This window comes from Tahibacter sp., assembly GCF_035481375.1.
Lineage (GTDB): Bacteria > Pseudomonadota > Gammaproteobacteria > Xanthomonadales > Rhodanobacteraceae > Tahibacter.
In genome coordinates, this window is sequence record NZ_DATIGT010000148.1 from 1 (window position 1) to 13,669 (window position 13,669).

11 protein-coding genes are annotated in these 13,669 nt (G+C 67.2%); 9 read left to right on the forward strand and 2 right to left on the reverse strand.

The window, feature by feature from the left end; genetic code table 11:
* A partial coding sequence (locus tag VLF18_RS10050; protein ID WP_325279492.1) for a hypothetical protein occupies positions 1-2,271 on the forward strand: 2,271 nt, incomplete at its 5' end.
* Positions 2,272-2,340: 69 nt separating this feature from the next.
* On the opposite strand, the gene VLF18_RS10055 is transcribed toward VLF18_RS10050, so the two are convergent.
* A complete protein-coding gene (locus VLF18_RS10055; RefSeq protein WP_325279493.1) occupies positions 2,341-3,636 on the reverse strand; it encodes an OmpP1/FadL family transporter in 1,296 nt (431 codons plus the stop codon).
* Positions 3,637-3,812: 176 nt separating this feature from the next.
* Between VLF18_RS10055 and VLF18_RS10060 the strand changes: the two genes are divergently transcribed.
* The 8 genes from VLF18_RS10060 to VLF18_RS10095 all read left to right on the forward strand — a co-directional run bounded on the left by VLF18_RS10060 (position 3,813) and on the right by VLF18_RS10095 (position 13,164).
* On the forward strand, positions 3,813-4,775 hold the full coding sequence (locus VLF18_RS10060) for an SPFH domain-containing protein (RefSeq protein ID WP_325279494.1): 963 nt from the start codon (positions 3,813-3,815) through the stop codon (positions 4,773-4,775).
* A 12-nt stretch (positions 4,776-4,787) separates the two neighbouring features.
* Positions 4,788-5,228, forward strand: a complete 441-nt coding sequence (locus VLF18_RS10065; protein ID WP_325279495.1) for an NfeD family protein — start codon at positions 4,788-4,790, stop codon at positions 5,226-5,228.
* A 126-nt stretch (positions 5,229-5,354) separates the two neighbouring features.
* A complete protein-coding gene (gene gcvT / locus VLF18_RS10070; protein WP_325279496.1) occupies positions 5,355-6,440 on the forward strand; it encodes a glycine cleavage system aminomethyltransferase GcvT in 1,086 nt (361 codons plus the stop codon).
* 80 nt (positions 6,441-6,520) lie between these two features.
* Positions 6,521-6,919, forward strand: a complete 399-nt coding sequence (gene gcvH / locus VLF18_RS10075; protein ID WP_325279497.1) for a glycine cleavage system protein GcvH — start codon at positions 6,521-6,523, stop codon at positions 6,917-6,919.
* A gap of 728 nt (positions 6,920-7,647) precedes the next feature.
* Positions 7,648-8,160, forward strand: coding sequence for a met regulon transcriptional regulator MetJ (gene metJ / locus VLF18_RS10080; protein ID WP_325279498.1), 513 nt, complete (start codon positions 7,648-7,650; stop codon positions 8,158-8,160).
* A gap of 225 nt (positions 8,161-8,385) precedes the next feature.
* Positions 8,386-9,426, forward strand: a complete 1,041-nt coding sequence (locus tag VLF18_RS10085) for an SRPBCC family protein (RefSeq protein WP_325279499.1) — start codon at positions 8,386-8,388, stop codon at positions 9,424-9,426.
* A 114-nt stretch (positions 9,427-9,540) separates the two neighbouring features.
* Positions 9,541-11,826, forward strand: a complete 2,286-nt coding sequence (locus VLF18_RS10090) for a glycoside hydrolase family 44 protein (protein ID WP_325279500.1) — start codon at positions 9,541-9,543, stop codon at positions 11,824-11,826.
* A 261-nt stretch (positions 11,827-12,087) separates the two neighbouring features.
* On the forward strand, positions 12,088-13,164 hold the full coding sequence (locus VLF18_RS10095) for an energy transducer TonB (protein ID WP_325279501.1): 1,077 nt from the start codon (positions 12,088-12,090) through the stop codon (positions 13,162-13,164).
* A 63-nt stretch (positions 13,165-13,227) separates the two neighbouring features.
* Here the strand turns inward: VLF18_RS10095 and VLF18_RS10100 are convergent.
* Positions 13,228-13,669: hypothetical protein (locus tag VLF18_RS10100; protein ID WP_325279502.1), on the reverse strand; the 442-nt coding region annotated here is incomplete at its 5' end.

The following is a 13,669-nucleotide window of genomic DNA, read 5'->3' on the forward strand; positions in this document are numbered from 1 at the left end:
AGCGGCAGCGGCACGACGGTCACCTGGACTCTGCCGAACGGTCTCGGCGGCGGCGAGAGCGGCCGCTGCAGCGTGACCGTACGATTGAACAGCGTTCCGCCGGGCGAGACCATCCCGGCGACGGCGCGCACGACGTTCACGCTCGTGTCCACGCCGTTCACGCTGAGTGCGACGGAGATCATCGGCTCGCTGCGTCGCGCGCGTTCGCTGAGCCTCAAGCGCGACGGCACGCCGACGACGCTCGATTCCGTCGCTCCGGTCATCAGCGGCGACGGCAGCGTCGTGCTGTTCTCGACGCGCCAGCGCGGACTGACCAGCGACGACACGAACATCAACGGCCGCGACATCGTGCTGAAGAACCGGCGCGACGGTACCGCGCGCGTCGTCAGCGTCCGCACGGCCGACGGCGTCGCGCTGCGCGGCAACAGCACGTCGGCGACGATCTCGGCGAACGGCCGCGCGTTCGCGTTCATCTATCAGCCGATCGCCGCGGACCAGCCGGACGGCGCCGCGCCGAAGGCCGGGGAGACCGGCGATCTCTGCAGCGCGCCGCCGAACGGCCTGTTCCGTCCGACCTGCACGACGACGGCGCCGAACGGCCAGGCGCTGTCGGGTCCTGCGGAAGGACCGAGCATGTCCGCCGACGGCGGCTTCATGGCGTTCTGTTCGTCCGCCGACAACTGGGTCAGCGGCGACAGCAACGGCGCGAAGGACGTGTTCCTCATGGACATGAATTCCGGCGCGGTCACGCGCGTGTCGACCGATGCGGCCGGCCTGCAGGGCAATGGCGACAGCTGCGACGCGGCGATTTCCGGCAACGCGAAGTTCGTGGCGTTCCGCACGCGCGCGACGAATCTCGGCGGCACGGCGAACTGGCAGGTCGTGCGCAAGAATCTCGAGACCGGCCAGATCGAACGACTGAGCCAGGACGCCGGCGGCACTGCGGCGAACGCCGACACGGGCCGTCCGGCCATTTCCTACAACGGTCAGCGCGTGACGTTCGCGTCGCGCGCCGGCAATCTCGTGTCGGGTCTGCTCGGCGGCGTCAACAACGTCTACGTCTACTACACGCCGGGCGGCGCCGCGATCGGACTGGACGCGAACGCGCCGAAGGATCTCGGCAGCGGTCTGTTCGGCGTGCGCAACCGCAGTGGCGGCGCGCCCAACGGCGACTCCGACGACCCGACGATCTCCTGCAACGGCAGCGTCGTCGCATTCGGATCGAGCGCGAGCGACCTGATTCTCGGCGACACCGGCGGCAACAAGGACGTGTTCCTGCTCGATGCGCAGTCCGGCGCCACGCGCCGCGCACAGCCGAACGGCAGCGGCGATCCGAACGGCCCGTCGACGAGTCCGGCGATGAGCTGCGAGGGCACCGCGCTCGTGTTCGAGTCCGGCGCCACGAATGCGGATCCGGCCGACCCGAATCCAAACACCGACGTGTATGTGGTCGACGATCCGACCGGTGCGAACGGCGGCACGCCCGGCGCGCTCAACGGCGCGTTCAGCGGCAACTGGTTCAATCCGGGCCAGAGCGGCCATGGCTTCCTCGTCGAGGCGCTGCCGGACGGGCGCTACTACCTCACCTGGTATCTCTACGTCGACGGCCAGCCGCTGTTCCTGCAGGGCGTCGGCCCGGCGACAGGAAACGTCATCGACGTGCCGGTCTACAGCACGCGTTCGACCGCGTTCCCGGTCGGCGCCGGCGGCGTCACGAACGCGACCTGGGGCCGCCTGCGCATGACCTTCGCGAACAACGACACCGCGTCGATCCAATGGACGCCGACCGCGTTCGGCTTCTCCGCGGGCAGCATGACGCTGCGCAGGCTGACCGCGCCGGCGCTCGTGCAGTCGGACCTGACGAATCCGCAGATCAAGGCCTGCTACAGCGGCGTCTGGTTCGAGCCGGCGCGCTCGGGCTACGGCTTCAATCTCGAAGTCATCGAACAGGGCGACGGCAGCCGCGCGCTCGTGACGTACTGGTACACGTATCGGCCCGACGGCAGTCCGCTGTGGCTCAGCGGCGTCGGACGTCCCGGCGGCGGCGCCGTACGCGTCGACCTGTATCAGGGCGGCGGCAGCGGCGCGCAGTTCCCGTTCAACTTCATCGCCGACTCGGTGACCCAGACGCGCTGGGGTACGGCGACGCTGCGCTTCACCTCGAACAACACCGTCGAAGTCACCTACACGCCGGAGGTGTCCGGGTATGCGGCCGGCAGCGCGAATCTCGTGCGCCTGACCGAGCTGGCCGGCCGCAGCTGCGTGAACTGAAGCCGCGGCGGTCGCGCAACGAAAAACGGCGCCCCGAGGCGCCGTTTTTCGTATCCGGGAACGAAGCGGTCAGAAGCGATAGACGCCCGACATCGAGTAGGTGTCGAGGCCGTCGGACAGGTCGGCCGCGAAGTCGAGCTGGAAGCTCTTGAACGCCCAGCCGCCGCCGATGCTGTAGTGGTTTTCCGAGCCGCGGCCGCCGGCGAACAGCGTCGCGAGCACCGCGTCCGCCGCACCCGAGGGCGCGCCTCGGAACTCGACCGAATGGCGCGGATCGTGCCACATGCCGGCGCGCAGGCTGAACGGCGCGGTCATGTTTGCAAACGTATATTCTGCGCCAAGGTGAACTTCGGTCCCGTCTTCGAGCTGCAGGCGGTTGGCCGAGCTCTGGATGTCGAACAGCGTATTGATGTCGTCGGTCAGCTGCGAATACATGACGCGGTCGAGGTCGAAGTTCACGACGAACGCGTCGGTCGGGCGCCAGGAGATGCCGACGCCGAAGATGTCGGGAATGTCGAAGCGCACCTTGTTCAGCGACGTGATGATCTGCGGCTGCGGCAGCGGATTGCCGTCGATGTCGCTGTAGAGCACGTTGATCGCGTCGTAGTCGAACCGCGGCGCCTTGCGGTAGGCCGCGCCGAGGCTCAGCGAGTCGCTGAGCTTGAAGCGCGCGCCGAGGTTGAAGCCGAACGCGTTGTCGTCGCCGTTCTGGAACTGGCGCGAAGCGATCTTGATGTCGTTCGGGTCGATGTCGTCGACGCGGACCGTCGCGGTGTCGAAGCGGAAGTCATAGCGCGTCAGGCCGAAGCCGAGCGAGACGCGGTCGCTGGCCTTGAACGCGGCCGAGGCGCCGAGGCTCACGATCCTGAGATCGGCGATCGAGCGGAACGGAAACAGGCGGAAGTCGTCGACGTTGGCGCCGTTCAGCGTCGCGAAATCGGTCTCGAAGCGTGCGAGTTCGTGGCGGTAGAACGCGAACGCCCAGCGGTCGCGCGGAACGACGACCGAGAGATAGGAAAGATTGCGGTTGGAGCTGTCCGCCTCGCTGATATTGAGGCCGCTCGCGCTGAATGGGCTGATCGCGGCGGTGCCGCCGTCGATGTAGGGCGTGCTGTATTCGGTATGGCGCGCTTCGAGGGAGATTTCGGTCTGCACGAGCTGGGTCAGTCCGGCCGGATTCGTGTAGGCGGCGGTCGCGTCGTCGGCCAGACCGAGAAACGCGCCGGCCATGCCGAGACTGCGGGCGCCCGGGCTCGAAAAGCTGAACGGTATGCTGGCGTTCGTTTCCGAATCGGTGATCGCGAACGCGCTGCCGGCTCCGCCGAGCAGGGCCGCACTGACGGCAAGGCAAAGTACACGCTTCATGGATGTCGTCTCCCCAACGTGGATAGTGAGCGCAGCAGTCGCCCCGCACGTGCTCCTGGCGACGGCGTACGCGGCCGATGTTAACACCGAGTTATCGCCGTGGTGCGGCAACGCGCCGGACGCGCGGGCGACCTATACTTGCGGAGCCATAACGCAAAAACAGGGGAAATCACGTCATGAGCAGCACGTCGGTGGCGATAGTCCTGGCGATCGTCGCAGTCATCTTCCTGTTCAAGACCATGCGCACCGTGCCCCAGGGCTACGAGTGGACCGTCGAGCAGTTCGGCAAGTACACGCGGACGCTGTCGCCGGGTTTCCACATCTTGATTCCTGTCGTCCAGGCCGTCGGCCGCAAAATAAACATGATGGAACAGGTGCTCGAGATTCCGTCGCAGGACGTCATCACGAAGGACAACGCGGTCGTGCGCGTCGACGGCGTGGTGTTCTTCCAGGTGCTCGACGCGGCCAAGGCGGCCTATGAAGTGTCGAACCTGGAGCAGGCGACGATCGCGCTGGTCATGACCAACATCCGCACGGCGATCGGCTCGATGGACCTCGACGAATCGCTGTCCAAGCGCGACGAGATCAACGCGAAGCTGCTGCGCGTCGTCGACGACGCGACGCATCCCTGGGGCATCAAGGTCAATCGCATCGAACTCAAGGACATCCAGCCGCCGCGCGATCTCGTCGAGTCGATGGCGCGACAGATGAAGGCCGAGCGCGACAAGCGCGCCGCCGTGCTCGAAGCCGAGGGTGCACGGCAGTCCGAAGTGCTCCGCGCCGAGGGCGAGAAGCAGGCCGCGATCCTCGAGGCAGAAGGACGCCGCGAAGCCGCCTACCGCGAAGCCGAAGCGCGCGAGCGCCTGGCCGAAGCCGAAGCCAAGGCGACGACGATGGTCTCCGACGCGATCGCGAACGGAGACGTCAACGCGCTGAACTATTTCATCGCGACGAAGTATGTCGAGGCGTTCAAGGCGGTCGCGATGTCGCCGAACCAGAAGATCCTCATGATGCCGGTCGAGGCGACCGGAATATTGAGTTCGCTCGCCGGCATCGCCGAGCTCGCGCGCAGCGCCGGCGTGGCGAACGCCGCCGCAGCCGACGCGAAGCGTCCGCCCGCCGGCAAGCCTCAGGTCTGAGCGGGCGCGCGCATGGAACTCGTCTATCTCTGGTGGATCGCGGCGCTCGTGTTCATCACGGCCGAGATCGTGCTGCCGGGCTTCTTCCTGCTCTGGATCGGTCTCGCCGCGGCCGGCGTCGGTACGCTGCTGGTGTTCGTGCCGGGCATGAACCTGCTGACGCAGGTCGTCCTCTTCGTCGTGCTCGCATTCGCCGCGTGCTTTGCGTACTGGCGCTTCGCGCGTCACGCGCTGCGTGCCGAAGGCTCGCCGACCTTGAACCGGCGTGCCGAGCAGCTGATCGGCCAGCGCTATGTGCTCGACACGGCGATCGAGAACGGTCGCGGCAAGGCGCGCGTCGGCGATTCGCTGTGGCTCGTCGAAGGCGCCGACATGCCGGCGGGCAGCCGCGTCGTCGTGGTCGGCGTCGACGGTGCGATGCTCCGCGTCAGGCCGGTCGGCACGGCGGACTGATGCAGCGCCGGCCGCGGCCGAGCGCCGGCGTTGCGTGTGGAATCCGCCCGTCCGCGCATGGCTAATGCGCTTGGATTGCCGCAGGGCGGTCGTGATAATGCGCGACTCCCCCGCACGGACTTTCCCATGAGCAAGCAGACCGTACTCAATGCCACCCACCGCGCGCTCGGCGCGAAGATGGTCGATTTCGGCGGCTGGGACATGCCGATCAGCTACGGTTCGCAGATCGAGGAACATCACGCCGTGCGTCGCGACGCCGGCATGTTCGACGTCTCGCACATGACGGTCGTCGATCTGCGCGGCGCGCGCGTACGCGACTTCCTGCGCGCGCTCGTCGCCAACAGCGTCGACAAGCTCAAGTCGCCGGGCAAGGCGCTCTACACGTGCATGCTCAATGCCGACGGCGGCGTCATCGACGATCTCATCGTCTATTTCCAGAGCGAGGGCTGGTTCCGCGTCGTCGTCAACGCGGCGACGCGTGACAAGGACCTGGCCTGGATCGAACAGCAGGCCAAGGCCTTCGACGTCAGCGTCACCGAGCGGCCCGAACTCGCGATGATCGCCGTGCAGGGGCCGAATGCGCGCGCGAAGGTGCAGAGCCTGCTGTCGCCGGAGACCGCGGCGAAGGCGGCGAAGATCGGCAAGTTCGTCGCCTGCGAGGGCGACGGTCTGTTCATCGCGCGCACCGGCTACACGGGCGAGGACGGCTACGAAATCATCGTCCCCGAAGCGCAGGCGGTCGAACTCTGGAATCGTCTGCAGGCTGCCGGCGTCGCGCCGGCCGGACTCGGCGCGCGCGACACGCTGCGCCTGGAAGCCGGCATGAATCTCTACGGACAGGACATGGACGAAACCGTCTCGCCGTACGAAGCGGCGCTCGCGTGGACCGTCGCGCTCGACGAGGGCCGCGACTTCACCGGCCGCGCCGCGCTCGAACGGCAGAAGGCTGCCGGCGTGCCGCGCGCGATGGTCGGCCTCGTGATGGACGAGAAGGGCGTACTGCGTCACGGCCAGCGCGTCGTGACCGCGAACGGCGACGGCGAGATCCTGTCCGGCACGTTCTCGCCGACGCTCGGCAAGGCCATCGCGTTCGCGCGCGTTCCGGCGGGCGAACCCGGCAACGTGCAGGTCGACATCCGCGGCAAGCTCGTACCGGTGCGCGTCGTGAAGTTCCCGTTCGTGCGCGACGGCAAACCCTGCGACGGCGTCTGAGCCGCGCGTCCCCCACCTGATTGCTTCTCGCCGTCGGCGTGTAGAATCGCGCCGCGGTGCCTACCTGACAGGACAAGACCATGAACGAAATTCCCGGCGACCTGAAATTCATGAAATCCCACGAGTGGGCGCGCGTCGAAGACGACGGCACCGTCACGATCGGCATTTCCGACCACGCCCAGGGTCTGCTCGGCGATCTGGTCTACGTCGAGCTGCCCAACGTCGGCGACACGCTCGAAGTCGGCGCCGGCTGTGCCGTCGTCGAATCGGTCAAGGCCGCATCCGACGTGTACGCGCCCGTCGCAGGCGAAGTCATCAAGGTCAACGCGGCGCTGTCGGACAAGCCCGAGACGATCAACGAAGACGCTTACGGCGACGGCTGGATCGTCGTCGTGCGTCCGACCAATCTGCAGGAAGACATGGAAAACCTGCTCGATCCCGACGCTTACGCGGAACAGCTCGACAACGAAGACGAATGACCGGCTGCTCGCGATGCGCTCGCAGAAAAAGGCGCGCTTCGGCGCGCCTTTTTCGTTGGCGGGCGTGCCGGCGCGCGAGGGCTGTCGCATCTCGGCAACACGGCGATCGCGTATGCCGATGTCCTCGTCGATGCAGCGTCGGAAGCATCGCGCGCAGTGCCGCTCGATGCGCCGCGAACGATCGATCGACGCGATCGCATCGCGCGACGAGCGCGCCGCGACGAGGTCGCTGACGACGACGTCGCGGCGCTTCGAGTCTGCGCACTTTCGCGCAAATCGGTCCGCAACCGACGTCGCTGCGGTCCGCGAGCTGAACGCGAGCGACATCGGCGATCGGTGTCGCCGGGCGCATCGGATCGCACTCGACGCGACGCGCGGCGGTTGCGGCCGGCACGGCGGCGGAGCTGCGCCACGGCCATGACGCATTGTAAATAAATGAATAAAAATAATTATGGATTCGACGATTGCCGCGCGATTGACGGGGTTTTCGCGCGGGCCCTGCGTCGGCGCGCCCGCTGCAACGCGACGCGGAGTCCTATCCGTTTAGGCGGCCAGACGTCCGTCGCCGGCGGCTTCGCGGCGTCGATGAGCGCGCCGCTCGCGCGCCGGATGCCGCGCCGAGAATGAGCAGTCTTCGTGCATGTGATTGTCACGCATCGAAAACTTGTTGACACTGCTGGACGACAGGAATAATTTTCGCGCCGTTGAAACGCGCGCGTAATGGAGATATGGCGGTAGACACGTACATCGACCCGTATGTCGAACACGGGAGCAAGTCCGAAGCGGTCCGCAAGATCACCGTTTCGATCCCGATGCACGTACTCCGGCTCCTCTCTGATGAACGTACGCGGCGGCAGGTCGCCAACCTCCGCCATGCGACCAACAGCGATCTGCTGTGCGAGGCGTTTCTGCACGCTTTTACTGGGCAACCACTGCCAACTGACGAGGAGCTAAAACGTATGGCCATGAAGAAAGCAACCGCGAAGAAACCCGCCGCGAAGAAAGCGGCAAAGAAAGCCACTGCCAAGAAGTCGACGACCAAGAAAGTCGCCAAGGCCAAGGCTGCACCGGCCAAGAAGGTCGCCAAGAAGGCAGCTACCAAGAAGGTAGCCGCGAAGAAGGTCGCCAAGAAGGCGACGGCGAAGAAGTCCACCGCCAAGAAGGCGGCTGCGAAGAAGGCGGCGCCTGCCAAGGCCGCCCGCGCGACGAAGGCTGCGAAGCCGGCTGCCGCCGCGAAGTAATTCGCTCAGCTGTACCGCAACAACAAGTACAACCAGCAATACGTTTCGGATTTGCCACCCCTGCGGTGCCCAGCGCAGGGGGCGGACTTCGGATCCGATCACGAGGACGCCGCGCAAGCGGCGTTTTTCGTTTGCGTCCGATGCGCCGTCGCGCCGGCTCAGGCGACACCGGACGCGCGGAGGGCTAGCATTCCTCCGTCGGCGCGCCCGCCAGGAGGATCGTTCATGCGTCTGTTGCTGCGTCTGCTCGGCCTGCTGCTCGTCGTGACCGTGCTGCTGATCGGCCTCGCGTTCGCCTTGCCCGACCGGGCTCACGTCGAACGCTCGATCACGATCGCGCGGCCGCAGTCGCAGATCTATCTGCTGCTGACGAGCCTGCGCCGGTTCAACGACTGGTCGCCGTGGTTCCGGCGCGACCCTGCGGCGACCTATGTCTTCAGTGGCCCCGACAGCGGCGTCGGCGCGAAGCTCGCGTGGAAGAGCGCGCGCAGCGACGTCGGCGAAGGCTCGCAGACGCTCGTCGCCGCGATACCGGAGCAGGTCGTCACGTTCGAACTCGATTTCGGCGTACGCGGCACGTCCACCGCGCGCTTTGACCTGTCGACGCAGAACGACGAGACGCGCGTGACCTGGCGTCTCGATTCCTCCCTGCCGCTGCATCTGGACGAAACTTTCGGCTGGGGCGTCGTGGGACGCTATCTCGGACTGTTCATGGATCGCATGGTCGGCCCCGACTTCGAACAGGGCCTGTCGAACATGAAGCAGCTCGCCGAGACGTTTCCGAACGTCGACGTCGGCGGCATCGCGCCGCAGGTCGTCGACACGCCGGCCCGGCGTCTGATCTACGTCGTGCTCGATGCCGGTGCCGACGACGCCGAGACCTTGCGCCGCTGGAACGGCGCGGTCGCGCAGCTCACGCGGTTCGCTGCGCAGAACGGACTTGCGATCGCCGGTCCGCCGCTGAGCCTGGCGTCGGCGCAGGACGCGAGCGCGGGCCGTTTCCAGCTCGCGCTGCCGGCGCCTTACGACGTGATGCCCGAAGACACGATCGTGCGCGGCCGCGAACTCGCGGCAGGGCCTGCCGCTCAGCTGCTGCATCGCGGCAACGTGAGCGAGCGGCGAAAGCTCGTGGAGAAGCTGCGCGCCTGGCTGATGGTGAAGGGCCTGCGCGCGCAGGATCTGCTCATCGAGGAATACGCCGAGGGCGATCTGCTGCAGGGCACGACGCGCATCGTCTTTCCGCTGCCGCCGGCCGCGTCGCGCTGAGCGTCGCGGCGCTGCCTGCGCAACGTGCGACGCGTCGCATCCGATCGCTGTGACGCTGCGCACGTCCGCTTCCGGCACAGGCGCTAAGCTGGCGTCGATTGCGCCGGAGTCATCATGACCGCTCGCCTGCTGCCTGTCCTGCTGCTGTTGCTCGCCTGCACCCGGGCCGACGCGCAGAGCTCGTTCGATCTTTACGCCGACGCGCTGCATCCGACTTTCCAGGATTGGAGCTGGGCCGCGGCGGCGGACTACTCGCTGGCGAACACTGCGCCGCTGCAGGGCGGCGGCCGCTCGATCCGGTTCGTGCCGCGCAGTTGGAACGGCCTGCTGTTCGCATCGCCGTCGGCGAATCACGAAGCTGCCGACTACGAATCGCTGACGTTCTGGATCCATGGCGGCAGCAACGGCGGACAGAACCTGCGTCTGAGCCTCCTCGACGGACAGGCCGCGCTCGCGGAAGTCGACGTCGCGACGTACACGAGCGGCGGCATCGTCGCCGCGACCTGGCACGCGGTCACGCTGCCGTTCAATGCGGCGACAGGTCTGGCCTCGGGCAGCTTCAATCGCGTGCAGCTCATGGACTTCAGCGGCGCGACGCAGGGCACGGTGTATTTCGACACGCTGCGCTTCAACGCGCGCACGACGCAGCCGCCGGCCGGTACGCAGAACGTCAGCGTCGATCTCGCGCTCGAGCGCCGCGCGGTGAGTCCGTTGATCTTCGGCGTCAGCTATGGCGATGCCGCGACGCTTGCGGCCGTACGCTATCCGCTGCGTCGCTGGGGCGGGAATTCGACGACGCGCTACAACTGGCAGGCCGACGTGCACAGCACAGCGGGCGACTGGTACTGGCAGAACATTCCCGACACTCCAGGCGGCAGCGGCTCGCCGCCGGCCGGCAATTCGGCCGACGCCTTCATCGATGCGACGCGCGCGAACGGCGGCGAAGCGCTGATGTCGATTCCGAGCATCGGCGTTGCGCCGCTCGACGACCGCACGAACAAGCATTGGGGATTCTCGCAGACCAAATACGGCCCGCAGCTGCGCGACGAATGCGACGAGCCCGGTTCGGCCGGCTGGTGCACGGCCGACGCCGGCAACGGCGAATGCGATCCGGCGCAGAACACGCGCACCGATCCACAGGGCAACCGCTACTGTCAGTACTACGCGACGATCGACGGCCAGCAGCGTTTTCACATCGTCAACAATGCGCGCAGCGATACGTCGTTCGACGTGACTCCGGCGTTCTGGACGCCATGGATCGCGCATTTCCAGTCGCGTTACGGCACGGCCGCGGCCGGCGGCGTGCGGCTCTATGCGCTCGACAACGAGCCCATGCTCTGGAACTCGACGCATCGCGACGTGCATCCCGCGGCGCCGACTTACGACGAGGTCTGGACGCGCGGTCGCGATCTCGCGATCCGCATCAAGCAGCAGGATGCCGCGGCGCTCGTGTTCGGCCCGGTGACCTGGGGCTATCCCGACCTGTTCACGTCGGCGGCCGATGCGGAAGACTGCAACTGCCTCGCCGGACCCGACCGCGCCGCGCACGGCGGCAAGCCGTTCGTGCAGTGGTACCTCGAACAGGTCTGTGCGTACCAGACTGCGAACGGCGTGCGGCTCGTCGACTATCTCGATCTGCACTACTACCCGCAGGGCGGCGGCATCATCGACTTCAACAGCGGCAACCTCGGTTATTCCGAAAGCCCGGCGGTCGCCGCGAAACGGTTGCGGTCGCTGAAAGAACTCCATGACCCGAACTACGTGTCGGAATCCTGGATCGCAGACCTCGGCGACGCCGACGCGTATCACTACAGCAAGCCCGGACTGATTCCGCGCGCAAAGGCGTGGATCGCGCAGAGCTGTCCCGGCACGAAGCTCGCGATCAGCGAATACAACTGGGGACCCGACCAGGGCGCGACCGGCGCGCTCGCGCAGGCCGAAGCGCTTGCGATCTTCGCGCGCGAGGGCGTCGATGCGGCGATGCGCTGGGGGGCGCCGACGCCCGGCAGCTATGCCGAGGATGCGTTCAAGCTGTACCTGAACTACGACGGCGCGTTCGCCCGCGTCGGCGGCGATTCGGTGCGCACGACCGCGAGCGACGCCGACGCGTTGTCGGCCTACGCGATCCATCGCAGCGGCGAGCGACTCTTTCTGCTGCTGTTCAACAAGTCCACGTCGCCGCAGAACGTCAATGTCACCGTGTCGGGCGCCATGAGCGGGGCGTGGACGGCTTGGCGCTTCGACGGATCGCACCATCTCGCCGCGGCCGGCAGCGGCACGGTGGCGGGCACGAACTTCGCACTGACGGCCGTGCCGGCGCGCTCGGCGACGCTCGTCGTACTGCCGAACCCGGCAGGCAGCGATCGCATATTCGCAAGCGGATTCGACGCTGCGCCGTAGACACTTCGCTGCGCTACCTGCCATCCAGCGACCGATTCTGACGGTCGCCGTCACTCATGTGCCTAACAGCACGAGTTCGATGCGACTGCGATGCGGTTGGCATGAGGCTTGCGACACTCGTCGCAAAATGCGCTACATTCGAGTCATCCGCGCCGAGCGGCCATGGGGGATAGCACGGCGAAAGCCGCATGGCCGCAATGAGGGAATGACGTCGAGGGAGCGCGGAACACCGGTAATCCTCTGTTGCTGCGACGAGAAACCATGGCTGCCCGAATCGATTTTCGTTCCCTCCGTCACGCGCGCGGCAACGCCGCTCCAAAAATCATCGCGGCCATCGTCGTCGTAGCAGCACTCGGCGCAGCCGGCTGGTACTTCTTCCTGCGTACGCCCGGCGTCAGCATTCCCGAAGCGGTGACGCAGGCGACCGAAGCCGGACAGGCCGCGCCCGGTTCGACGACCGCGCCCGTGACGCCCGATCCGGCCACGCTCGACAAGCTCAACACACTGACCGTCGACCAGTTGTTCAAGGAAGCGCGAACCGCGCTCAACGAGCAGCGCCTCGTGTCGCCGCCCGGCAACAACGCGCTCGAGTTCTATCTGAAGATCCTCGAGAAGGAACCCGGCAACAGCGGCGCGCAGGACGCACTGCGCGAGCTGTTCACGTTCGCGGCGAGCGCGGCCGAGCAGGACATCAACGCGCGCAACATCGACAACGCGAATCGCGTCATCGAGCTGTTGACCAAGGTCGATCCGAACAACTACACGCTGACGATCCTGCGTTCCAAGCTCGACGCACAGCGCAAGATCGCCGAACGCGAAGCGGCCCAGGCCGCCGCAGCCGAAGAAGCGGCGCGTCGTCGCGCAGCCGAGCCGGCAGCGACCGCGGCGACGCCGGCGTCGACGCCGGGGGCCGGCACGACCGGCACCGCCGAGGGTGCGGGCGCCGCGCCGTCGACGGCATCCACCGGTGCTGGCACGCGCACGGCCACGCCGGCAGCCACGCCCGAAGCAACGCCGGCAGCCACGACCGCGTCGGCCGCTCCGGCGGCCGCGGCGCCTGCCGGCGGTGAGACGCGCGATGCGGTTCTCGTCAAGTCGGTGCCGCCGCAGTATCCGAACGCGGCGCTGCGCCGTCGTCAGGAAGGCTGGGTGCAGGTCGAGTTCACGGTCACGAGCAGCGGCAGTGTCGCGAACGCGCGGGTGCTCGACGCCGATCCGCCGCGCACGTTCGACCGCGCCGCGCTCGACGCGGTCCAGCGCTGGAACTTCAACCCGGCGATGCGCAATGGTGCCGCGGTCGAGGCGACGGTGCGTCGTCGCATCGAGTTCAAGATGTAAGAGACGGTTCCGCGTTTCGCGAAAAAGCCGGCCACGTGCCGGCTTTTTTTTCGGGACGGGACACTAGGCGAGCAACGCGCTGCGGATCGCCGCGATGCCGGCGAGTTCGTGTGTCGCGTCGATGGCGTTGAGTGCGAGCAGCATGCGATTCGCGCGTTCGTGGTGGCGCGCGCCGAGGTGTGCGGTCATGACGCCGGCCACGTCGGCCAGCATCAGCAGACCGATGCCGGCCGCGCCGCCGCCGCCGTCGGCGGCCTGCAGCAGAAACGACGCGGTGTCATTGCGTGCCTGCAGCGAACGCAGCGGATAGCGCAGCGCATCGCGGCGCCAGAACTGCCAGTCGCGCACCCGATGCAGGACATCGCGCCGGTAGAGCGCATCGAGCAGATGCCGGTCAAGCGGCGCGAGACGGCGTTCGACCTGAAGGATCGCTTCGGCGGCCGACGCGCGCGGGATCGCCGCGAGCGCGTTCAGCGCGTCGTTGAGAATCGCGTGCTGGCTCGGC

What these genes read in the sequence shown, in the direction of transcription:
- metJ (WP_325279498.1), top strand. Translation starts at nt 7,648, where the DNA reads ATGGCGGTAGACACGTACATCGACCCGTATGTCGAACACGGGAGCAAG.
- VLF18_RS10085 (WP_325279499.1), top strand. Translation starts at nt 8,386, where the DNA reads ATGCGTCTGTTGCTGCGTCTGCTCGGCCTGCTGCTCGTCGTGACCGTG.
- VLF18_RS10055 (WP_325279493.1), bottom strand. Translation starts at nt 3,636, where the DNA reads ATGAAGCGTGTACTTTGCCTTGCCGTCAGTGCGGCCCTGCTCGGCGGA.
- VLF18_RS10095 (WP_325279501.1), top strand. Translation starts at nt 12,088, where the DNA reads ATGGCTGCCCGAATCGATTTTCGTTCCCTCCGTCACGCGCGCGGCAAC.
- VLF18_RS10090 (WP_325279500.1), top strand. Translation starts at nt 9,541, where the DNA reads ATGACCGCTCGCCTGCTGCCTGTCCTGCTGCTGTTGCTCGCCTGCACC.
- VLF18_RS10060 (WP_325279494.1), top strand. Translation starts at nt 3,813, where the DNA reads ATGAGCAGCACGTCGGTGGCGATAGTCCTGGCGATCGTCGCAGTCATC.
- VLF18_RS10065 (WP_325279495.1), top strand. Translation starts at nt 4,788, where the DNA reads ATGGAACTCGTCTATCTCTGGTGGATCGCGGCGCTCGTGTTCATCACG.
- gcvH (WP_325279497.1), top strand. Translation starts at nt 6,521, where the DNA reads ATGAACGAAATTCCCGGCGACCTGAAATTCATGAAATCCCACGAGTGG.
- gcvT (WP_325279496.1), top strand. Translation starts at nt 5,355, where the DNA reads ATGAGCAAGCAGACCGTACTCAATGCCACCCACCGCGCGCTCGGCGCG.